Annotated in this window: 19 protein-coding genes; 9 read left to right on the top strand and 10 right to left on the bottom strand. The window is 51.6% G+C overall.

The genetic code is table 11. The features are described from left to right. Positions 1-15 precede the first annotated feature (15 nt). Positions 16-558 carry a GNAT family N-acetyltransferase gene (locus CRP01_RS25500; protein ID WP_099152948.1) on the top strand — a complete coding sequence of 181 codons (543 nt, stop codon included), beginning with the start codon at positions 16-18 and terminating at the stop codon, positions 556-558. On the opposite strand, the gene CRP01_RS25505 is transcribed toward CRP01_RS25500, so the two are convergent. Then, positions 534-752 carry a heavy-metal-associated domain-containing protein gene (locus CRP01_RS25505; RefSeq protein ID WP_099152949.1) on the bottom strand — a complete coding sequence of 73 codons (219 nt, stop codon included), beginning with the start codon at positions 750-752 and terminating at the stop codon, positions 534-536. The two genes, CRP01_RS25500 and CRP01_RS25505, sit on opposite strands and share 25 nt — an antisense overlap. A 73-nt stretch (positions 753-825) precedes the next feature. Between CRP01_RS25505 and CRP01_RS25510 the strand changes: the two genes are divergently transcribed. From CRP01_RS25510 to CRP01_RS25530, 5 genes are all read left to right on the top strand, one after another. Further along, positions 826-3,153: a TonB-dependent receptor family protein gene (locus CRP01_RS25510; protein ID WP_099152950.1), complete on the top strand. Its 2,328-nt coding sequence runs from the start codon at positions 826-828 to the stop codon at positions 3,151-3,153. 37 nt (positions 3,154-3,190) lie between these two features. Beyond that, a complete protein-coding gene (locus tag CRP01_RS25515; RefSeq protein WP_099152951.1) occupies positions 3,191-4,090 on the top strand; it encodes a hypothetical protein in 900 nt (299 codons plus the stop codon). A 139-nt stretch (positions 4,091-4,229) separates the two neighbouring features. Continuing rightward, the gene (locus CRP01_RS25520; RefSeq protein ID WP_099152952.1) at positions 4,230-4,703 is read left to right on the top strand and encodes a DinB family protein; all 474 of its coding nucleotides are present in this window, start codon (positions 4,230-4,232) and stop codon (positions 4,701-4,703) included. Next, complete coding sequence (locus tag CRP01_RS25525) at positions 4,693-6,054, top strand: methyltransferase domain-containing protein (protein ID WP_099152953.1); 1,362 nt, start codon at positions 4,693-4,695, stop codon at positions 6,052-6,054. The genes CRP01_RS25520 and CRP01_RS25525 overlap by 11 nt, the downstream gene beginning before the upstream one ends. A gap of 90 nt (positions 6,055-6,144) precedes the next feature. Next, complete coding sequence (locus CRP01_RS25530; protein ID WP_099152954.1) at positions 6,145-6,822, top strand: hypothetical protein; 678 nt, start codon at positions 6,145-6,147, stop codon at positions 6,820-6,822. 69 nt (positions 6,823-6,891) lie between these two features. On the opposite strand, the gene CRP01_RS25535 is transcribed toward CRP01_RS25530, so the two are convergent. From CRP01_RS25535 to CRP01_RS25565, 7 genes are all read right to left on the bottom strand, one after another. After that, positions 6,892-9,297, bottom strand: a complete 2,406-nt coding sequence (locus CRP01_RS25535; protein ID WP_099152955.1) for a TonB-dependent receptor domain-containing protein — start codon at positions 9,295-9,297, stop codon at positions 6,892-6,894. 87 nt (positions 9,298-9,384) lie between these two features. Then, on the bottom strand, positions 9,385-10,587 hold the full coding sequence (locus CRP01_RS25540) for a serine hydrolase (RefSeq protein ID WP_099152956.1): 1,203 nt from the start codon (positions 10,585-10,587) through the stop codon (positions 9,385-9,387). Between the two features lie 116 nt (positions 10,588-10,703). After that, entirely contained in the window at positions 10,704-11,714 is a 1,011-nt protein-coding gene (locus CRP01_RS25545; protein WP_099152957.1) for a dipeptide epimerase, read from the bottom strand. Positions 11,715-11,752: 38 nt separating this feature from the next. Continuing rightward, a complete protein-coding gene (locus tag CRP01_RS25550) occupies positions 11,753-12,796 on the bottom strand; it encodes a S66 peptidase family protein (protein WP_099152958.1) in 1,044 nt (347 codons plus the stop codon). 43 nt (positions 12,797-12,839) lie between these two features. Then, positions 12,840-14,219, bottom strand: coding sequence for an HTTM domain-containing protein (locus CRP01_RS25555; protein ID WP_233752760.1), 1,380 nt, complete (start codon positions 14,217-14,219; stop codon positions 12,840-12,842). Positions 14,220-14,234: 15 nt separating this feature from the next. Then, positions 14,235-15,083: a formate dehydrogenase accessory sulfurtransferase FdhD gene (gene fdhD / locus CRP01_RS25560; protein ID WP_233752761.1), complete on the bottom strand. Its 849-nt coding sequence runs from the start codon at positions 15,081-15,083 to the stop codon at positions 14,235-14,237. A gap of 130 nt (positions 15,084-15,213) precedes the next feature. Beyond that, on the bottom strand, positions 15,214-16,611 hold the full coding sequence (locus CRP01_RS25565) for a BamA/TamA family outer membrane protein (RefSeq protein WP_099152960.1): 1,398 nt from the start codon (positions 16,609-16,611) through the stop codon (positions 15,214-15,216). 499 nt (positions 16,612-17,110) lie between these two features. Here CRP01_RS25565 and CRP01_RS25570 point away from each other — a divergent pair, with 499 nt between their 5' ends. From CRP01_RS25570 to CRP01_RS25580, 3 genes are all read left to right on the top strand, one after another. After that, positions 17,111-18,067, top strand: coding sequence for an aspartyl protease family protein (locus CRP01_RS25570; RefSeq protein WP_170110537.1), 957 nt, complete (start codon positions 17,111-17,113; stop codon positions 18,065-18,067). A 4-nt stretch (positions 18,068-18,071) separates the two neighbouring features. Then, positions 18,072-19,031, top strand: coding sequence for a hypothetical protein (locus tag CRP01_RS25575; protein WP_099152962.1), 960 nt, complete (start codon positions 18,072-18,074; stop codon positions 19,029-19,031). 115 nt (positions 19,032-19,146) lie between these two features. After that, positions 19,147-20,040, top strand: a complete 894-nt coding sequence (locus tag CRP01_RS25580; RefSeq protein ID WP_099152963.1) for a hypothetical protein — start codon at positions 19,147-19,149, stop codon at positions 20,038-20,040. A gap of 5 nt (positions 20,041-20,045) precedes the next feature. Here CRP01_RS25580 and CRP01_RS25585 read toward each other — a convergent pair whose 3' ends face one another. Continuing rightward, positions 20,046-21,137, bottom strand: a complete 1,092-nt coding sequence (locus tag CRP01_RS25585) for an endonuclease/exonuclease/phosphatase family protein (RefSeq protein ID WP_099152964.1) — start codon at positions 21,135-21,137, stop codon at positions 20,046-20,048. A gap of 63 nt (positions 21,138-21,200) precedes the next feature. Then, positions 21,201-22,601 carry a sulfatase family protein gene (locus CRP01_RS25590; RefSeq protein WP_099152965.1) on the bottom strand — a complete coding sequence of 467 codons (1,401 nt, stop codon included), beginning with the start codon at positions 22,599-22,601 and terminating at the stop codon, positions 21,201-21,203. Between the last annotated feature and the right edge of the window lie 477 nt (positions 22,602-23,078).

Raw genomic sequence — 23,078 nt, forward strand, 5'->3', positions numbered from 1 at the left:
GAAGGTAAAATTATCATGTTTCCAATAAAAACTCCCCGGCTCCGACTCATCCCTCTAAACGCCGCCATGCTGAAGGCGCTCGGCAACGGGCGGGATCAACTGGAAGAAATTTTGGGGCTACAACCGTCAGGTCTGCAGATAAGTTCCGGCATGGAAGAAGAAATAGCGGAGGCGCTGGAATTCTGGCAGAATTTTACCCGGGAGCACCCCGAAGATTTTTATTGGGGAACCAACTGGGAGATCGTGCTGGATGAGGAAAATCGAACGATCGGAGGGATCGGAATGGGCGGACCGCCCAATAGCCACGGGCAGGTGACCGTCGGCTACCATATTGATGTAAGGGAGCACCGGCAGGGTTTTGGGACGGAAGCGCTGGCGGGATTACGCGACTGGGCCCTGCAACAAGATGGATGTACCAGTATGGTCGCTTTTACCCCCGTTGATAATCTCCCGTCCCAAAAAGTACTGACCAATTGCGGGTTCGAGCTGGTCGAACAGGTTGAGGAAGCCGGTATGGATTGTTATTTCTGGCGTTACGAAGCCTCCGCTACCGGCTGAATATCGAAACCGGCATCTTCAACGGCATCGATGACTTCCTTAGGGGTCACCTGACCTTTCACCGTCAGTATCTTATCCGGATTTGCCGTATCAACTTCCCAGTGATCAATCCCTTTTACGTCCTCGATAAAACCGGTTACCGAGCGAATACAACTGCCACAATTTATATTAGTCTTAAACTTCAGCGTTTCCATTTCAATTTAATTTACTGTAGAACACCGTACAACAAATATTGGTTGTCGGGAAACAACTTACGATCCTAAAATTATGATGAAGATCATCTACCCGCTGGCATTCTTACTGTCTTTTACCCACTTTTCCCTGGCCCAGCAAGCGGATCAGGTTTACGGAAAGATACTAACCGAAGAAGGCGCCCCCCTCATCGGCGCTACGGTGGTGAATATCCGCACGGCTGCGGGTTCGGTATCCGACCCGGAAGGTAGTTTTTCCGTAGATGCGACCCGGGGAGATACGCTTCGATTTTCCTTCCTCGGCTACTCCGGCTACGATCTGGTCTGGCAGCCGGAAATGGACCTTCCTTTGCGCATCCGGCTCAGTGCCACGCCGACGCTGCTGGATGTTGATTTCGAGGTACAGGGAGCGCGCATCCCGGTAGAAGCCAATACGCCGGCGCCCATCATGACGCTTCACCCGGAAGACCTTTTGCGGGATGACCGCACCTCCATCCGACCGGCGCTCAACCGAGTACCGGGAGTACTCATGCACAGCGGAGCGCTCAATACCAATCGCATCACCATTCGCGGCATCGGTAACCGTTCGCCGTTCTCCACCGCCAAGATCCGGGCCTATTTCAACGATATTCCCCTCACGAACGGAGTGGGTGAGACGACTCTGGAAGATATTGACCTGAGCCTGGTGGACGAAGTGAGCATCTGGAAAGGCCCGACGGCCAGTACCTACGGCGCGGGCCTGGGCGGCATGATCCACCTGAAATCCAGCCCGGATTATGCGGCTACCGGCATTCGGGGACAGGTGGAAGGCACCTACGGATCGTTCGGTACCCGAAGGCTGGCCGCAGGTCTACAGTTTACCCCCGACAATCCCCAAAGCGAAACCAAGTGGAACGCTAAGTTACACTACCACAACATGCACAGCGACGGTTACCGGGCAAACGGCCAGTACGACCGGCAGGGCCTCGCCTTTCTCGCCAATCACCAGACCCGGCGGGAGAACACCACCACATTGCTGGTTAATTACATCGACCTGAAAGCCTTTATTCCCAGTTCGCTCAACCGGGACGATTACCTGAACGAACCGACCAAAGCGGCATTCACCTGGGCGCAGGTGATGGGTTTTGAAGATTCCCAAAAACTCATCGTCGGTGTGTCGCACAAACACCATCTGGTACGCAACGGCAATGAGGAGTCCGTGCTGGAAAATACCAGCAGCGTATTCGGTACCTGGTACGAAAATTACGAAAGCCGACCCTTCAACATTCTTTCGGAAAAAAATGAAGCCGTAGGTGGAAGAACGCGTTTCGTTTTTCACCCATCGGCCAATCCGGCTTTTTCGCTCCAGGCCGGTGCCGAACTCTTTGTCGAAAATTACGACTGGCAGACCTATCGAACCGACGGTGGCCGCCAGGATACCCTGCTGAGCGACAATACCGAACTGCGTACTTACTACAATCTTTTTCTGGAATCACACCTGCAACTGGGCAGTCGTTTTCGGATTGCCGCCGGCGTCAATGTGAATCAGACGCGTTATGAACTCACCGACCGTTTTTTGGTGGATAACATTGACATCAGCGGAGATTATCGCTTTGCGAACATCATTTCTCCGCGGCTGGGATTGCTTTACCGCCTCCCCCGGGAACTCAATCTGTTCGGAAATATCAGCCATGGATTCGCCCAACCGACGCTGGAAGAGACCCTCACACCGGAAGGAAGCATCAATCCCGAGATCCAACCGGAAAAAGGCTGGAACTTTGAACTGGGCCTGCGCCGGAACAGTCCGGCTTACCGACTGAACTTCGAAATAACTGCCTACAGCATGCCGGTCCGGGACCTGTTGGTGGCCCGTCGTACGGCCCTCGATCAGTACGTGGGCATCAATGCTGGAAAAACCCTGCACCAGGGAGTGGAGGCTTACGTTCAGTACAAGTTATCCGATCCTTTCTCCGTGTTCGCTAATTACACTTATGCCCATTACCGGTTCCAGACTTTTGTGGATGGAGAGAACGACTATTCCGGCAACGAGCTGACCGGTACGCCGCCGCACCTGTTTAACATCGGACTGGATTACAATCCTTCCGGTGAAGGTTTTTACAGCCACCTCAACTACGGTTTTGTGGACGCCATGCCGATCCGGGACGATAATACCGCCTATTCCGAAGCCTACGGCACGATGAACCTTAAACTAGGTTACAAAAAAACTGTTGGTATGAAGGCACAACACCCGGTACAGCTCAATCTATTTGGTGGGATCAATAACCTGCTGGATGAAAAATACGCCGCAATGATCCAGGTAAATGCAGGATCTTTCGGCGGTGCTGCTCCGCGTTACTACTATCCCGGATTGCCACGGAATTTTTATATCGGCCTGCGGCTTTCGCTGGGCGATAAGAAACCGTAATACCGGCAGCACACGCTTAAAATTTGAAGAAGATTATATGGATATTCGATTCGTCCCCAGAGCAGAAATTGACAAGGTTAAATTCAATAGTTGTATTCACTACGCCACCAACGGTAATATATTCGGATACATCTGGTTTCTGGATTATGTCGCCAAGGACTGGGATGCCCTGGTGGAGGGCGATTACGAATCGGTATTTCCGCTGGTGTGGCGTGAAGATGTCTTCGGCCGGAAGGAATTATATCAGCCCGATCTGATGCGGGAACTGGGGATCTATTCCATCCACGTGCTGTCCACCAAAAGGCTGCGGGCCTTCCTGGAAGCCATCCCTTCTGAATACCGCCGGATGGACATTCACCTCAACGAGCAAAATAAACTTCCGGCAGATTCGCCTTTCAAGGTTGAAGAAATTCCCAATTATCAGATGTTGCTGACCGACAGCTACGAGAAAATGAGCGCCGGTTTTGCTCCCGAAATGCAGGAAAAACTAAAACAGGCGGAGGAAGAAGATCTCTTACCCACCACCAGCCTGAAACCGGAGCAGGTCGCCGAGATGTACCGGAAACACACCACCGATCGCCACCGGGTGGATCAGAATTTTCACGCACTGCAGCGTATCATGTACAATGCACTGCATCGGGGTTGGGGATTTGCCTCCGGCGTGCAGACGCGGGAAGGCGAATTGCTGGCCAGCAACTTCTACCTCTACAGCCACAAAAAGGTGATCAGTCTGGTGCCCATGCAATCCCCGGAAGGCAGCTCCCGGGCCGCGCTGCCCTATCTGTTTGACATCTTACTGCGCTCCCACGCCGGGCGACCACTCATACTGGATTTTAACGCCCAGGGAACGGGTGATCTGGCCCGGCAATTCGGTGCCACAGAAACCGCTTATTACCGGGTGCAGAGTGGAAATTCTGCCTGGTGGAAATTCTGGTAGGCTATCCCATATAACTCCTCTAATCCGCAGAAAATGACTCTTGCCGTCCTCCTTCAGGTAATTTTCATTTCAGGGAACTAACTCCGTCCGCACAGAGTTTTGTATCTCTGTACTGCAAACTTTTCAACCGTTTCCAACTATGAATTTAAGCGAAAAACTGGCCAAACACGTCCGCGGGGTCCACTTCGGAGGGAACTGGTCCGATTCCAATCTCAAGGATCAGTTGTCCGACGTTAGCTGGCAGCAGGCTAATCAAAAAATTGGTGATCTGAATACCATACTGGCGCTGACTTACCACATCAACTACTACGTAGGCGGGGTTTTGCAGGTACTGCGCGGTAGCCCGTTGGATATTCGCGATAAATTCAGTTTCGACCACTCCGCGATCACCTCGGCGGAAGACTGGCAAAACCTGCTGGAAAAGATGCTGCAGGAAGGGGAAGAGTTTGCCGCCGCGATCGAGCAATTGCCCGACGCCAAACTCGAAGAAGCCTTTGTGGACGAAAAATATGGTACCTACCACAGCAATCTCATCGGTATCATTGAACACACCCATTATCACCTGGGGCAGATCGCATTGATCAAAAAGATGGTACAGGCCGATGAAAAGTAACAAACATATCGAAAGGGACGGGAAGGAAACTTCCCGCATTTTCAACAACCGCACCCTGGATTCCGATTATCGGCACCTGAAGTCTATACTCCAACCCGGCATGCGGATCCTCGATGTCGGCTGCGGAACGGGAGCGCTTTCCAGCGAAATGGCCCTGATGGTAGGCGATAGGGGACGGGTGACCGGCATTGACAATACGGAAAAATTCATCGAAAGCGGCAGAGACACTTACGGTTCTGTCACTAATCTGGAGTTGGTGCATGCGGACCTTTTTGAATACACCACCGATACCCGTTTCGACCTCATTACTTCGGCCCGCACGCTCCAGTGGTTATCCGACCCAAAGCGGGCCCTGCTGAAGATGAAACACCTGCTCAGGCCCAATGGCCGGCTTTCGATCCTGGATTACAACCACGAAGCGATAGAATGGGTGCCCGAACCGCCGCAATCGATGCGGCAGTTTTATACGTCCTTTCTGCGCTGGCGGGCCGATGCGGGTATGAATAACCGTATCGCCGATGACCTTCCGGACTTACTGCGGGCAGCGGGTTTCTCCTCCGTTGAATTGCACAATTCAGATGAACATTACCACCGGGAACGACCGGATTTTTCCGCCAAAGTCGGTATTTGGTCGAAAGTAGCCGGTTCCACCCAAATGGTGGAGGAAGCTTATATCGATGACGCTACCCGGCTACAGGCTATTTCCGATTACGACCAGTGGGTGGCCGATCGAGCCGTATCCATGACGATGAAGCTAAACGAAGTCCGGGGTATAAAAACAACGGACTCCATTGCGATAGATGCGGATACGCCCTTCAGTAGTTTAGCCCGCAGCCGGGGAATTGCCAGCTGGGACGAACTGGTGCACTGCGTCCGTAATCTTTCCTACGGTAGGAATGAAACACGGGGCGACCTTTCGCTGGTACTCCGGGAAGGCCGGGGCACCTGTAGTTCCAAACACGCCTTACTCAAAAAGATTGCCGACGAAAATCAGCTGGAAGACGTGCAACTGATCCTCGGCATGTATCGGATGAATGCCGTTAATACGCCGGGTATCGGCACCGCTCTTGATGACTATCCGCTTGATTTCATTCCCGAAGCTCACTGCTACCTGCAGGTGCGGGGGGAAAGACTGGATGCTACCGGACCAAATTCGGAATTTGCCCGCATAGGTGCGGATGTGATCAGCGAGCGGGAAATTCAGCCGGAAGAGGTGTCGGACTTCAAGGTCCGTTTTCATCAGGATTTCATCAAAGCATGGTTACAGGAAGGAGACACCGGAATGTCGTTCGATGAAGTCTGGTCCGTCCGGGAACAGTGTATCCAGAATCTGGCCCAAAAACGCCGGTGATTGCTGTCCCCAAGACGTTCTATCCAGGGCGTCTTCTTAGTACTGAACCCGGCAGGTGCCGATGCACCTGCTGCCAAAAATTCCTAACTGATGCTCCAAGAGCTCATCTCCAGAACTAACCACCCGGACTTCTATCACGATTTCGACCTCAAACTAAGCGCGATCCAGGGCACTATGGAATGGGCAAAAAATCAATTGAGCCTGCAACTGGATATCGTTGAGACTAATCCGCTTCCCGGGTCTACCCATAAAGAACAATGGACGCTGACGGCCTACGATGTGCTCGAACAGCGCAACCTGTTCCAACCGATCTATCTGCCCTATGTGAAATTTGCGCTCCTGGATGATCACCCTTTACTCTGGAAGTACCACTTTGATCAGGTCGAGGTACGGATCAGTGGTCACTGCCAATCGGTTACCGCACTGATCGGGGCGATCCACCTTACCTTCAAAAAGTGGACCGGCGGCTGGATTGACTGGCAATGGGAGGTCTCCGGAATTCACCACATCAACGATCGCCCGAAGATCGAGAGTTCTATGAGCCTGCGATCTTACCAGATCTTCCGGGAACTTTTGGGGAAATTCGGACTGACTATAGAAGTTACTAATGTCATTTCCGGCGAAAGTAAGGGAATCTATAACCGTCCGAAAGCCCGGCTGATGCTGTTAGGTAATACCGATGTGTCTCCCCACGATCACGATACGAAGCAACCCTATCTTATCGCCGACCAGTTTACTGCTGAGAAAGAAGTACCATCCGGCACCTAAAAGAGGGGGCAACCAATAATGATCGCCCCCCTTGCCTACCTAACTTGATTTAAACTGTGGCTCAAAAGATCAATTGTTACTTTGCCGGGCCCGGTCCAGCTCATTTTCTATACCCGTACGCCGACGCGATTGTGATTTCACCGTCTGTTTACCGAACGAGTAGGAGAAGGAAAAGGTCACATAGCGCGTATCCCGCTTGCTGATGAATTTATCGTCAATATTGCCGTGTACGGTTCTACCCGCCGGATAACCGTTGTAAAAGATGTCATTAAAATTCAGGCGCAGCCAGCCCCGGTTTTGCAGTATCCTTTTCTGCAATCCTAAGGTGATCTGCGAGATATCTTCAATCTTGCTGATGCTGCCGTAATGGCTCGGCAGATAAAATCCGCTAAGTTGCAATTGGTAGCCCTTGCCGAGCTGCAGGACATGGTTCGTGTTGAATACGACCACCGGGTTGAGCTGATTGAACCGGAAGCCACCGATCTCGCCGTCAAAGTCATTTAAAGAGCCGTTGATATTCCACTGGCTGTTCCACCAGGGCGCAATATTTACGGGCAGACTGGCCGTGAATCCGAGGCTATTGAGGGTACGCACATTCAGCGGTTTTACCACTACGTAATCCTCGTTCTCTTCCTGGAAGATCGCCCGCGTCAGATGGCTCTGCGTGTGCCCGACATTGAGGGCAAAATAATAGCGCTGCTTGTGCGTATAGTTCACCTCCGCGGACCAGGTAAACTCCGGGGTCAGAAAAGGATTCCCTACCCGAAAGGTATAGTTGTTCACAAAAAACCGGAAAGGGTTCAGATCGTTGTAACCGGGCCGGTTGAGCCGCCGGCTCACATTGAAACCCAGGGTATGCTTCGGATTGAACACATAGTTGAAAGAAAGCGAAGGGAATAAATTGAAATAGTCATTATCAAATGACTCCTCACTCGTTTTCTGATCACCCTGGATGAAAGTTTGTTCGGCGCGCAGTCCCAGCGCACCGTTCCACTTCCCGAAGGACATATTGAGATTGGTGTAAGCCGCATAGATAGCCTCCCGGTAAATAAAGCGATTACTCAGCCCGGTATTCAGGGTAGTGTTGCCGTCGTATTCATCGTAGTAGGTCAGGTCATTATCCGTTTTCACCAGGGTATTTTTCCAACCGGTTTCCAGGGTATATTGCTTGGAGAGGGGCAGACTGTAATCGATGCTCAGTCCCGCCAGGTTAAGAGTGCCCAGAACATCGCCTAGTAGGGCATTTTCCAGGGTGGACGTTCCATTTTCATTAAAAAATTCGGAGGCGAATCGTTCGTCCGAATTGTTATCATAGCGGGCATAATCCACATCTACATCCAGGGAGGAGCTATTGGCAAACTCGTGTCGCAGATTGACATTGCCGGTGTATTGAAACCAATTGGTACGGGTGTACATATCCGTGTTCTGCGCCTGGACGAAACTGCCCTCTCCGTCGCGCGTCAGGATCTCATTATCCGCATCCTGTCCGGTAATATTCGCAAAGCCGGAGACGAGTACGCCGAGGGTCGTTTTTTCACCGAGGGTATAATCCAGTCCCAGGCGGGGTGAATGGGTTTCGATCGGCAGGCGGAACAAGGTTTGCATATCGATTACCGCCTCCGGTTGCCCGTTTTCCAGAAAGATACGGTCGATGATGATCTCCATATACTGATTGCGCTTGGCAAAAGCATACTGACCATAGAGGTTCATTTTTTCCGTCCGGTGATTGAAACTGACATTGTTATCCCAGCGAAAATATCTTCCGTAGCCCGGGCTCAGATTGATCTGCCCGTTGGTGCCGAACAGCTTCCCCTTTTTAGTGATCACATCGATGATGCCCGCATTCCCCTGGGCCTCGTACTTGGCCGAAGGATTGGTAATGATGTCGATGCGTTCAATAGCATTGGCCGGCATTCCTTCCAGGATGGCGGCCAACTGATCCCCGCCCAGGCGGGTATCTTTGCCGTCGATGTATACGCGTACCCCGGTACGACCGTTCAGGGAGATCCCCCCGTCCTGATCGACGATCACCCCGGGAGACTTTTGTAAAATTTCCAGGGTATTGTTCCCGCTGCTGAGAATACTTCCCTCTACGTTCACCACTAGTCGGTCCTGCAGGCGCTGCACCATCGGCTTACTTGCCGTAACGGTCACCTTTTCCAATTCCGCGGCTACCGGCTGTAATTGTACCGGCTCTATTTCCATGGATTGGGAAACGGTGAGTTCGTGTTCCTGCATGCCGAGGCAACTGATGGTCAGCCGGTACGTGCCGTCCGGCAGCGCCACATCGAATCGCCCGGCTTCATCGGTTAAAAAGCCTTTGACAAAACTGGAATCGGCGGCGGTGTAAGCCAGGATATTCACAAAAGGCAGGCCATTACCGGTCTCATCCTGCACGGCGCCCTTTACGCTGAGCTGAGCGAGCAGTCCGCTGGCCGATAAGAGCAAAAACCCACAGATTATAGATCTGATCATCGTATTTTTTGCTCAAAACTCGAAAGCTCCGGACGGATAGGATAGTAATTTTTGGACATCCGGCGAAAAAGTGCAGTATTTCAGGTACTATTTCCCACGTCGTTTTTGTTCCCATGCGTAAATAGCCCGTCCCAACTCGCCAAAAAACGGCAGCCCGACCTCCTCGTACTCATACTGCCCGTCGTTGTAGATCTGATTATCGTTGACGTGGATACTTCCCGCCAGCATAAATTCAATTCCGTTCTTTTGATCGCGGATATAGGCCACATCCGTCAGGAAGCCATACGCCCAGCCCACCTTGTTGCAGATGCGGATGTGTTTCGGGATGTCCGTATCCTCCTTCTGATCGCCGTACATCCAGAATTTGACGTAATTGTCCGCCTTGTCGGAATAATCGGGATAGCGGCTGGCGCGCGGCAATTCGCACATCGCCTGTTGCAGAAAAGCATGATCGGAAGTAGTGAGGTTGAACCGTCGGGCCGGCGGCACGGCATTCGGAAAGATCACCGCCTGCAGAATATCGTGCAGATCCTGCAGTGAGCAGTAATTTTTCTGCGTAAAATCAAAAGGTTCCATGATGATCTCCCCGGCACCGTTTTTAAAACCCTTGCCGCGGAGTTCATTTTGCAGAGATAGTTCGTGGGCCGCCCGGCTGTACACCGGTCCCTGGTAATAGAGGGTCGTATCGTAACGGTAAAAGGTTACCGGATTGGTGTGGCGGTTCTCTTCTACATCAAATCCCGGCGCCGACAGGCGATGAATGAGTCGGGTATCCACGTAGGTTTTCTGCTGTAATTTGCGATTGATGTACCCCTGACCTAAAAATTCATAGAGTCGATTGTAAGCATCATTATCACTCACCAAAAAGATCTTCCGGATATAATGGGCGATGGATGGTAATGATTGCTCCGCCGTGGTATCGGTCACTACCGGCGTTTGGGGTGAGCGGGCAGCGCCCGTTTTCAGGGGAGTCCATTTGTCCAGACCGACAATCCCCAGTTCGTTGAGCTTTTCCAGCGCCAGGATGGCCACCGGCATTTTCACCGTACTGGCCGGATAAAAATACCGGTCCGCCTCTATGCCAAAAGTATAGCTGGTGAATGTAGGCTTCCCTTCCGCATCGCGGTCGATCTGCGTATAGATCACCTGAAGTTCATACTGTTGCGGGTTCTGCGCCCAGGCGCCAAAATCCTTTTTCTGCCGGGTAATGATCGTTTCCAGCGGATTTTCCTGGCTCTGCAAAGAGATGGCTGCGGTAAGCAGTAAGAATAAGAGGGAAATGCTTTTCATAATTTGGCGATTATCCAAAAACAATGATTTACGGCAACGGAATTCCCGATACGGTCAAAATCAACTGCCGATATTATGGGGACATCCAGCCCACATTTGCTGGAAACTGTTGCCTTTTATCTCAGGGATGCGCCCGTACCCGGACCGTCGACAAAATGCACCACCCCGTTCTCAATGCAGACGCCGGTGGCCGGTTCGTCTTTCAATAACAGGGCGCCGTCCATATCCACATAATCCAGTAAAGGCAGCAGATGTGCGATGGCCGCAATGCCTACCGAAGATTCCGTCATGCAGCCCACCATTACCCGCAGTTTCAGGCTACGGGCCCGTTCGATCATCCGGCGGGCGGGGGTAAGTCCGCCGCATTTCATCAGTTTGATATTGACCCCGTGAAACAAGCCGGCACAGCGATCCACATCGGGTTCCCGCTGGCAACTTTCATCGGCGATCACCGGTAGCACGCTTTCGCGATGGACCAGGGCCATGCCGGCGCGGTCATCCATGCCCAGCGGTTGTTCGATAAATTCTACATTCAGTGCTTTCAGTTCGGGAGCGAGGGCAATGGTCTGCTCCGCCGTCCAGGCGCAATTGGCATCTACGCGGAACGCCGCATCCGTGTGTTCACGCAGAGCCCGGATGATCTCCAGATCGTGATCGGTGCCCAGCTTAATTTTATAAACAGGCCAGGGCGTTTCCTCCATTTTAGCGACCATTTCCTCCACCGAAGCGATGCCGATGGTATAATTGGTGAGCGGTAGTTCCGTCAGTTCCAGACCCCAGTGCCGGTAGAGCGGCACACCGGCACGCCGGGCGGCCAGATCGTGAGCGGCCACATCCAGCGCACACTGCACGAAGGGATTGGTTTCCAGGTCCGGTCGCATGATCTCCCAAAAATCCTCCGCTTTTTCCCACTGACTGCTTTCGATCTTGGACCTTAATTGCTCCAGGGTCTCCTGCATTTTTTCTACCGACTGGCCGTAGTAGGAAGTCGCCGTCGCTTCTCCGAAACCCGAAAGTTCGCCGTCCCGTAGTTCTACGATCAATGTCGGCTGGTGGGTTCGGGCACCGTGGGCGATCCGAAAAGTGTGTCGAAGCTGCAGATTGAACGGATGTAGATGTAACTCCATCGTGAATACTTATTGTTGTGAATATTGCAGGTTGCTGATCAGACAACACCGGGTTCGAGCAGGGTAAGCGATCCTTCGTTGGCATCAAAACGCGCCCGGATCCCAACCGGCAGGGTACCCTGATCTCCGATATGACCGTAAGGCAAACCGTATGCAGCGGGTACCGAGAGGTCGCCCAGGCGATCATCCAGGGTCTGGGCCAGACTCAGCGAGCGATCGTCCGGATCCGGCTCACAGTCCGCAAAAATGCCCAGCGCGATCCCAGCTACCTGTCCCAAGGCATTGGATTGCCGCAACTGGGTCAGCATCCGATCCACCCGGTAGGGTTTTTCGCCTACTTCTTCCACAAAAAGCAAATACTGATCAAACGGAGGCAAATAACCGGTACCGGCCATGGCGGCCAGCAGGGACAGATTACCACCCAGGAGCGTACCTTCCGCCTGCCCGGGCTGAATGGTGTTGAAGTCAAAGGTTTTACCGGATTGTTCCTTAAATGTATCCGGACGGGTAATTTTCCAGGTATCGGGGCCTTCCATCAGTACCGTTTTCAGGTGCAGTTCACTGAAGTCGGTAAAGCGGGACGCTCCCACCGGTCCGTGAAATCCGACCAGCCCGGTTTTGAAATAAATGGCGTTAATCAATGCCGTCACGTCACTGTAACCGATCAGCGCCTTGGGATTGCGGGCGATCATGCGGTAATCAATGGCCGGCAACAAGCGACTGCAGCCGTATCCGCCGCGCACACACCAGACGGCCGCTACCTCCGGGTCATTGAACGCATCGTGGAGATCATTGAGCCGTTGCTCATCCGTACCGGCCGTATAACCCCGCTCCATGCGGATGTGGTTGCCCAGTTTTACCCGGAAGCCCATTTTTTCCAGGTTACTCACCGCCTGTTCCAGGCCCTTGTCATCGACATAACTGCCGGGGGAGATCAGTCCGATGAGGTCTTTTTCCCGCAGTCGTTTGGGTTTAACGGTCTTGTGCACCGGTTTTACCGGCAGTGAGGTTTGTCCGCTACGGGCTAGCAGGGGCAGGCCCAGAGCGGCCGCTATCGTTCGGTTCGCAGTTCTTCTTTTCATGCAATTTTTTCTGACGTGTTTAAAAATATGCTCCGTTCCCCAATTATTCTGCCAGTGGTAATATCCAGTCCGAAGGTTTGGTGTGTGACCATTCCTCTTTGGCCAGATCCACCGAAGGATCGATATAAGTCTGATATGGCCGATCATTCAGCCGGGCTTCGATCTCCGCAAATACCGCTACCGGTTTACCTTCCCGCTCGTAGCGGTCGTGCAGGAAATGGGCAAATTGCAGGATCATATCCGGATGTGTATACAACTTGCGCTCCTGCCGGTCGCTCAGAAATTCCTGCGGCCGGACAATCTCTTTCATACCCCGGTCATCTTCCACCCGAAAATGCCCGCGTCCCTGTTTGGAACGAAGCATCATGCGCCACGAATACCGATGGCCTTCCTCCGTCCAGGCGACATTGCCGGGAAACAAATGATGCCGCAAAGGGACTAAAATATAAAAAGCTGCCAAAATTACCAGCCCCGTTAAAATTGGTTTTCGAAATCGCGGATCAGCCTGCCAGGTGTAGGAAGTATTTGCCGGTGCCTGATGCATCCGTTGCTGCCAGCGCTCCGAGAGGCGAGCCAGCCAGGAAAAACGACCGGCCAGGTAGTTGCCGATCCGCCGCGGGAAGGAAGGCGAGAAATACAAAGCCGTCAGTGAAACCGACAGGTACGGAAAAATGCCAATATTGAAGATCAGCATATTGAGCAGGTGGAAACAGATGGCCATGCCAAAAGCCCAGGGACGGGTGCGGCGATTGATTAAAAACAGGACGATGGTCAGATCCAGGAATAATCCTACATAGGCCATCAGGTAGGGTGTCCAGCTCAGGCCCAGCACGGGACCGATGATCGGCAAACTGGATTTATACGCCATCCAGTCTACCAGCGGTACGCCCCGGAGCCAGTCCCCGTTGATCTTGGCGATACCCCCGAAAAAATAGACCACTCCGATCAAAAAGCGCAGGACCAGCAGGCACCAGAACGGTATGGTCTCCAATCGCCTTTCCGGTTTTTTCCAAACCGACCAGCTCCAGTTCCGATCCGCCGGCAAAAAGACCATAATGAAGGCGAGCCAGCAGAAGAGGTAGCCGTGGTTCAGATAGTGCGCTTTCTCCAGGAGAAAAACATAGGTGAAACCTACAGCGAAATACAGTGTGGCCGTGCGATACCAACGCCCAAGAATAATGGCTACAGCCGCCAGGATAAGGCTGATAAACAAACCGGACATCAGCGGTTCAGGTAATGGTTGTACCCAGCCGAAACCGTAGTACGTAAATTGAAAGGCCTTGGGATCAAAAGCGTTTTTCTGAAGGTGGTAATAGATATAGGTACTCAGGATATCCATGAGTGCGAGCACCCCGTAGGCTACCCGAAAAAAGACCAGCGAAGCAATATCGGTCGGTTGAAACAGCTTTAATCTGCCCATCATTCCTTATTTAAGGGCTTATTCCATCATGGTAATTATCCGCTCCATCCCGCAATATACATTCATGCGATGATCGCGCAAAAAACCGATCAGGGTAATATCATTGGCCTCCGCCAGCTCCACCGCCAGGGAGGAGGGAGCCCCTACAGCCGCGATCATCGGAATACCGGCCATGGTAGCTTTTTGTACCAGTTCGAAGCCGATCCGTCCGCTTAGCACCAGTACTTGGTCGCGCAGTGGTAGCTTGTTTTTTTGGAGTGCACAACCGATGAGTTTATCCACGGCATTGTGCCGCCCCACATCTTCCCGCAAAACGAGCAGTTTGCCCATGGGATCGAACAGGGCCGCCGCGTGGATACCTCCCGTGGCCGCAAAAAGGGACTGTGCCCGTTGCAATTGTTGCGGCATCGCCGCCAGCGTTTCCACCTCCAGTTGGGGCAAACCCGGCCGTGGGAAATAACAGCTTACGGATTCCACCATTTCCAGGGAGCCTTTTCCACAGACACCGCAACTGGAGGTCGTATAGAAATGGCGATCCATGCGGGAAAGGTCAATACGCAGTTCCGGGTCGAGGGTGATCGTGACCAGATTTTGTACCGGCCGGTGCCGGGTTTCGATCACATTCTGGATTTTGCCAATGATCGCTTCCGTAAACAAAAAGCCCAAAGCCAGTTCCACATCATCTCCGGGGGTGCGCATGGTCACGGCGATCGGTTGCTGACGTTGTTGACCTCTCGCCCCGTATTTCAGGCGGATCTCCAGCGGAGACTCCTCCACGAGCTGATCTTCGGAGCGATGCACACCGTCTTTCTCGATCCGGTGGATCATCCGGTTTTGTAGTCCGGTGGGTAATTCAAAAGTTTCCATGATCTTTGGTCTTTAAGGCCGTGGTAAACAGGAAGTGTGCAGGTTTCAAGATAATTTTCACCTGTATTGGATCAACGATCAAAACACGATCACCTCAACACTCCAACACATCACAACAAACAACTCCAACTCAAATGTTCGTATTAAAGTGCAGGAAAAGTCCATGCTCCAGCAAATGATTATAACTGTACTGAACGCGAAAGACCTTATCGTAGTAGAGCACCACATCCACTCCCAGTCCGCCACCCCACAGCAGCCGGTTGCTGAACGGATTGATCTCCCGGGTATAGGGATCGTTCACATAGCCTACTCCCTGGTTTAGATTGAGGTACACCTTAATCGGCATTTTCCGGAAGGCCTTGATGGGAATGAATTTACCGAACTTCAGTTCATCCTCCGTCAAACGAAAACGCAGGAAACCCTTGGCCAGTCCCATATCCATTCCGTTGACTACATAGTACTCGTAGCCATACAACACATTGCGGCCAAAACCCAGTGCCCGGTATTCATTGAAAGGTTGCTGGCGGCGGATCAATGATGCTTTGGTGCTGATATTGAAACCGGTGCTCCAGGCATCGCTCAGCGGCCAGTAGTGGTCATAATGCAGATTCACCGTAAGCGCATTTCGATCCTTGTATATGCCCAGGCCTTCCTTGCGGATCTCTGCACTAAATAAATTACCGCTCAGAGGATAAGAGCGCACGTCCCGAAAGTCATAGATGAAGTGATAATTCAGGAAAAAGGCCCGCTGCAGTTTTTTACCATCCAGAAAAAAGTCCGGATTGAGCTCATTGGCAATATGACTATCAATTTGATTTTGCTGGTATCGAAGTCGCAGGCTGTGCGTCAGGTGATGGCCCGGCCGGTATACCAGACCACTGACCGCCTGGAAACGCTGCAGAATAAAACGCCCGTCCGGATCCCGGAAAAACAACTGCTTGTTGTCTACGGAATTATAGTTCAGTTCCCGGTTACGCGAATAGCCCACCTCGGTGAGAATGCCCAGCGTCTGGGCCCGATCAATAAAAGGCAGGGAATACTTGAGCGAATAGCTTTGGGTATAACCGGATTTGGCGGTGAGTTTGAGCTTATCCTTCTGCCCGGTAAAATTCAGATGGGCAAATTCAATACCAAAATTGATGCGGTCCAGAGAGCGATTTTGCTCCACCCACCAAACGTTGAAGTTACGATCGATCAGCTCAAAGACCGGCACCGGATAAATATACCAGGCTTCGGCAACCTTGATCAGGATGTCCACCGCTCCTTCGTCCGGTTCTTCAACGGTAAAAATGGCCTCGTTGAAAAGTCCGGTATTCATCACCAGTTGTTTGCTCCTTTCCAGCTGGCTTGCAAATATAGAATCCGGCAGAATATCTCCTTTACTGAACAGTATTTCCCGCAGAATGATGCGATCCCTGGTCTTTTGGTTGCCCTGTATCTGTATATCGTTGATCCTCACCGTTTGCTGCGCCTCCATGCTGCCCCAGATCACCCATAGCAAACTCACCCCAAGTAATAATTTCCTCATATTTAGCAATATACATCTTTTCCTTATCCAGCAATGCGACCACTGCACCAAAAGTAGGTCGTTGCCAAGTCACCTATTTCACTTTTTAGTTTGCTGCAGTGCTCCTCCGAGATTCCGGTTTTCCGCCCTGGCAAGTTTGCCGGGTAATTTTCATTCTCCGGGTCGCGGACGAACCATTTTCAGGATCCGGTATTTTGCACTACAACACCCGTCAAACAATTGGTGCTCAACGGGGGGATAAGCGGTAATTATACGGCACTTTAGCTCTACGAATATACGAACGGTAAAAATGCCGGTTGGTTTTTACCGAAAAAATCATCCACTCCTTCCTCAAACTCCGGATCTTATCCATCGACAGGAGTGCATAATTTGCCGTTTCGTCTGCTGATTGCCGCTATTCTATCTATTCAATTTGCATTAATCCGGGATTAGGGTGAATTTACAACACGTAAGATAACCCGACTGTAATATGAAGTTTGTTTACCGGTATCAAATCCTTTTGATATGGGCTTTGCTGTTTATCCGTTTGCCTGATGGACGCGCCACCGAAGTGCACCCGCCACCGGAGGACTGGTTCTTTTCCTGCAGCCTGAATTTTCCGCTGGCCATACAACCCAATCCCAACACCATCTATATTCCCTTTAAACTGGTTGGCCGGCTGATCGCCGTAGAAGCTCAGGCGGATTCTATAAATGGCACCTTCATTCTGGATACAGGTGCGGAGCGGCTATTGCTGAACAGTAACCACTACCAGGAACGGCAGGTGGAACAGTTTGTTTCCATTGGCAATACCGGCACCGTGAAATCTGTGAGCAATCGCTGGGTCGATAGCCTGTACTGGGACAATCTAACGTTCAGTAATGTCCGGGCTAATATTGTGGACCTAACCCATATCGAACAAAAAAAGCACATCCGGCTGGTGGGCATCATCGGCTACAATGTGTTTAAAGATTTTGAAATATTCATCGACTTCCAATCCCAGCAGGTCGTTCTCACCCGGTTGGATAAAGACGGTTACCGACTGGACCCGGAAGCGATCTGGGAATCTCCCTACGACAGTATGGATTTCAAACTCGTGCGGCACCTGATCATGATCGAAGCCGAAGTGCAGGGCAGGAAACTGAAGTTTAATGTGGATAGCGGCGCGGAGGTCAATCTACTGGACCGGAAAGTCAAAAGAAAGGTGCTGGATGACTTTGAGATCATCCGGCGCGTAAAAATGGTAGGAGTCGGTCAGAACGAGATCGAAGTGCTGGCCGGTGTACTCCATAACGTGACCTACGGCAACCAAAGTGACGAGAGTATGCGTACGCTGATCACCAACTTACTGGAAATGTGTACTACTTTTGGCACCAGGATCGACGGAGTGGTCGGCTATGAATTTCTCAGTTCCCGCCGGACCCTGATCAATTACAAGCGGAAAAAGCTGTTCTTTTTCCAGCAACAAAGGCCCTGATAGTATGAAAAGCTGGTTTAAAAAAATTGGGCATCTTCTTTGGGTATTGGCATTTTCCTCGATCGGGTATCTCGCCAATGCGCAAATCTATTTCTTCGAGGAAGACGAAGTAGTTTTCGAATTCGACAGCCGGATCTATGCCAAAGCCGATGCGGAAAACAAGTTGAACAAACTGGATTTCGCTGATCTGAAGATCAATGAGGTGGTTATTTCCGGCAACTTCAACGATTGGTCGGAAGATGGCTGGCGAATGAAAAAACTAGGGCGTTACAAATTCCAGTTACGCAAACCCATCGAAAGTTTTGACGATCCCTTCACCTGGGAGTTCAAATTCCTGGTCAACGGTGAATACTGGATAGAACCGCTTCCCGGGTCCGCGAAACAAAAAGTACTTTCCAATGACTTCTGGGAGGAAACCTTTAACCTCACTTTCAATAAGATCGATCCGGATGAGAACGGTAACACCCTCTTTCAACTAGACGGCTACGAATGGGCCGAAGAGATGATCCTCGCCGGCAGCTTCAACAACTGGAACGAACACTACCTCAAAATGCAGAAAGTAGCGGGCGGCTGGCAGGTGCGTATCGAACTTCCGCCCGGCCGTTATGAATACAAATTCATCGCCGATGGAAACTGGCTGCACGATCCCGCTAATCCTGAAAAGGTAAGGAACGAACACAATACCTTCAATTCCGTACTACAGGTAAAGAAAGCGATCACCTTTAGACTGCGAGATTACCCCGACGCCCGCAAGGTGATCCTGGCCGGCACTTTTAACAAATGGAATGAGCAGGACCTGAAGATGGCCCGGCAGGATGGCATGTGGACGATCACGCTCAACCTGACCGGAGGCAAGCACCTCTATAAATTCATCGTAGACGGCGAATGGATGACCGATCCCGCCAATCACCTGAAGGAGACCGACCGGCACGGCTATGTCAATTCCGTACTGATGGTGCGCTGACGGTCCTTCGGTCCGTAACTTTTCCTTTCTTACTGGTATTAATACGTCAAAAGGCCGGTTTACCGTATCTTGTTTTTCACCGGAACGGTTCCGGCACCGCTTAAAACCAGTTACCATGAAAAGTTGCTTGACCTTTTTAGCCCTTCTGGCTACCATTTCCCTAGCCGCGCAGGCTACCGGCCGGGTAGACTACAAACATTTAGGTTTATCCTTCACCGTTCCTGCCGGCTGGATGGGCCAGGAAGCAGAAATGGGCTATCTGATAGCTTCCAATACTATTCCCGGACTCTTAATGCTACTGCCGCACGATCAACCCTACTCTCTGCAACAGCTCAAAGAGCAGGCGCAGGCCGGCCTAAGCGAAGCCAACGGCACCAATCTGCAATTGTCGGGACCGCTGACCGAATTGAGCAAAAATGCCGTCGGCGGCACCTTCACCGGCACACTGGAATGGCAACCCGCCAAAGCTTATATCATCGGCATGAGTAACCCGCACGGCTACGGCATCACGATCCTCTCCATTACCACTTCCGAGCAATACAGCGACCAATATCCCGAATACGCTAAAAGCATCATGAAGAGTGTAACTTTTATTAAACCTGAATCCAAAGAAGACATCAACGAATGGAAAGATTGGATGAAAAATGTGAAACTCACCTACATGGAATCCTATTCATCGGTCTCTCCGGGAGCGGACGGCATGACCGGTGGAGGATACAGTCTGAGTCGGGAGCTCGATCTCTGCGGGGCAGGTTATTTTAACTATTACGGATCCAGTAACATCAGCACGGGCAGTGATAGCGCTTCAGCCTACAATAACTCCAACTCCAAAGGAAACGGCAGTTGGGATATTCGCGTGGGCCCGGCCGGCGATCCGGAACTGGTCCTGCAGTTTAACGACGGGAGCACATCCTCCTATACTCTTACCTACAAAGATCAAAAACTCTATCTGAACGGAACGCGCTATTTTCGGACCACCCAGGGTGAATATGCACCAAGTTGTAACTAGGGTCTTTAATCCTCGTCTTCCGGTTCATTATTCAGGAAATCTTCGCTTTGATCTTTTAAGTTATTGAGGTAACTAACGCTAAAATCGATCTTTAACTCGACCCACATCGGCAGGTGATCGGACATCTGGTGGGTGCGCCAGTAGGTTTTGAAATAGCGGGCTTTATCCTCCGCTTCCGTTTTGTGATGATAAGTATCGGGCATGTTGACGGCATACTCGCTTTCATCTTCTACCCGGTATACGTAGTCGTAATAGTTGAATATCCCTCCGTGGATCAGGTAATTCGGCACATAGCCGCGGAAGGCGATCTGGTCGTAATATTTATTCTGGCTTACATTACTGGGTAGGTTCTGCAGGGCCGGCGGGATATAAAAGTTACGGGTGATCTCGCTGAAGGTCTCATTATTCGGTTTATAAATATTGAAATCGCCCAGCAGGATGAGGTTATTCGAATGGGCGTGCACATTGTCGGCGCGCTGCGCCAGAAAATCCGAAAGTACCCGCACTTCCTCCACTCGCAGCGGATCTTCATTGGCCTTTTTACCGTAGAGGATATGCACCGTGGCGATCATGAATTTAAACCAGCTGGTGCGCAGTCCGACGATAATGGGCGTCCGGGCCAGTTGATTCTGGGCCTGATAAACGGTTTTACCCGCTTCATCTTTCAATTCCAGGGGTGGTACGACCAGTTCTCCGGCCAAACCGGTAAAGGAAAGTTTACGGCTGTCGTACAGAAATGCCAGTCGCTCCTGGTTACCCGAACTACCTTCCGTTACATCCGAAAACATCAGTTTCCAGGCAGAACCCAGTACCCGCCGCACGCGGTTGATCCCTTCCAGATCCTCATTCACTTCCTGAACGGCCACCAGATCAAAATGGTCGATAATCTCCGCGATGTAGTAGATCGCCTCTTCCATGCGTTTGCCGTAGCGATTGCTGTCGAACTCCCGGATATTCCAGGTGGCGATCAACAGGTTTTCGGCGGTGGTTTTTCGGGGTATCTGTTGTCCGAGGGCAGTTTTCAGACGCAGCAGACCATCACAGGTCCGCACTCTTTCTGCCGGAGATACATTGCGCAGGTACTGATAATAGGGCATAGGTACGGTTTTTTCTTCCTGTTTATAACGGATGTTTTTTCGGGGAGTTACGTTGGATCATTCCTATTCCCGGTGCTCACGGACCATAGCCTGGCTTGGCCGTGGCCCCGATACCGGATAAGGCGTTCCTTTTACTTTTTGGCTATCCTGTTGTGCTTCCATCCAGACGTTCAGTTGGGCACGCATCTCCGCCAGCAGTTCCTCGTATGCCGGCTGGCCGGCCAGGTTGTGCTGTTCCATCGGGTCGGTGGCCAGATCGTATAATTCTTCCTGCGGCCGGACGAAGTACCGATGAATGAGATCCGCCGCGATCGGGTTGCTTTTTTCCGTTGCATCCCAGGAATCCCAATAGGCTCCCGCCCCGTCAAAACGATTGATGTCGGAATGATTACTGTGGTAATTGGCAGGCATGAGATTGATGATATACTTATAGCGCTCCCCGCGCACGGACCGGATTGGATAAACATTGAACTGTCCGTCCTCATTGTGGGTGGTGAAGATCATTTCCCGGTGGGTTTGTTGCGGCTCCGCAAGGATGTTGCGGAAAGACCGGCCGTCCAGAGTATCCGGATATTGCCCGCCGACCAGATCGATCAATGTGGGAAAAATATCCACCCAGGAGATCATGGCGTCCGTCTGGCTACCGGCAGCGATCCGTTCCGGCCAGGAGATCAGGAACGGTACCCGGATACCGTAATCGTAAAGATTCCATTTTCCGAACGGCCACTGGCTCCCGTGATCTCCGGAAAACAGGAAAATATGATCCTCTCCGAACCATTCCCGGGCGTACTGGCGGATCAAGCCCAGATCTTCGTCCATTCCTTTAATATCCGTAGCGTAGCGCGCCCAGTGCGCCCGGGTTTCCGGAGTATCCAGTAAAAAGGGCGGTAAGTCCAGTTCAGCGGGATCAAAATCCATTTCGGTCGTCCAGCGCACGTGCGGCCGCCGGTCGCCCACCATCAGGCAAACTGGTTGCTCACTTTTCCTTTTATCAAAATAGGCTTTCACCAGATCCGGCAGGCCGGTTGGTTTGGGCTCGATGTAATCAAATCCATAGGGTTCGATCAATTCCCGTTTACCGCCGTGGGCGATCTTTCCGAAAGAGAGCACTTCGTACCCCAGATCCTGCAGAAGGGTAGTCAGCTTGAGGGTCGATGCCTGCGGATAAGAGTGATTGCGTTCTGCGCCGTTTCGTGCCGGCATCAGTCCGGTAAGCAGAGCTGCTCGGCTGGGTGCACAGGACGGAGAAGCGACAAAAGCCCGGTCAAAAACCATTCCTTCCCCGGCCAATTGTTCGAGATTCGGAGTGGGGATACCTTTTGGGTTGTACACGGAGATATCCGACCGCGACAGATCATCGGCCAGGTAGATCACGATATCGGGCAATTGCTGTCCGAATAACGGAGGGCATAAGCACAATAACAGAAGAGGCAACAGGTGTAAGGGTATGTTGAAATTTTGCATTGGCTTGTCTTAGGTGGTTTGTTCGTCCTGAATTCGATAAAGGTAGGATTTAAAAAATACCACCATTTGCTCATCTGTCTATAAAATGCGCGAAACTGTCTAGCAAATAGGCAAAAAGCAATTGATTTTTAAGTTTTTACGATCAAAATTGTCCTTCCGGAAGAAACCTTTTCAAATTCCAGGAGTCTTTGCTGATGGATAGACCGCCTAAAAAAACGGATCAATAATCCACGGTATAAAGGCTCTGCTAAAGCGCTTCCCCGGTTACGTACTTCATTCAGATACCTGCGGTCTTTCCCCATTTTTCGGCTACCGGCTGGTTATGATCCGGCGCCTTCTGATCCCAAAAAACCAACCAAAATATTCACCTGTCGTGGTTTGGGACCTGTCGTCTTAAACACCGCGAGGATCCAACCACTACACGTCGAATACAGCAGATCGAATCCGGTGAAGCGATCAGTTTCACGGATAACTTCA

The sequence above is a fragment of the Flavilitoribacter nigricans DSM 23189 = NBRC 102662 genome (genome assembly GCF_002646595.1).
Taxonomy (GTDB): domain Bacteria; phylum Bacteroidota; class Bacteroidia; order Chitinophagales; family Saprospiraceae; genus Flavilitoribacter; species Flavilitoribacter nigricans.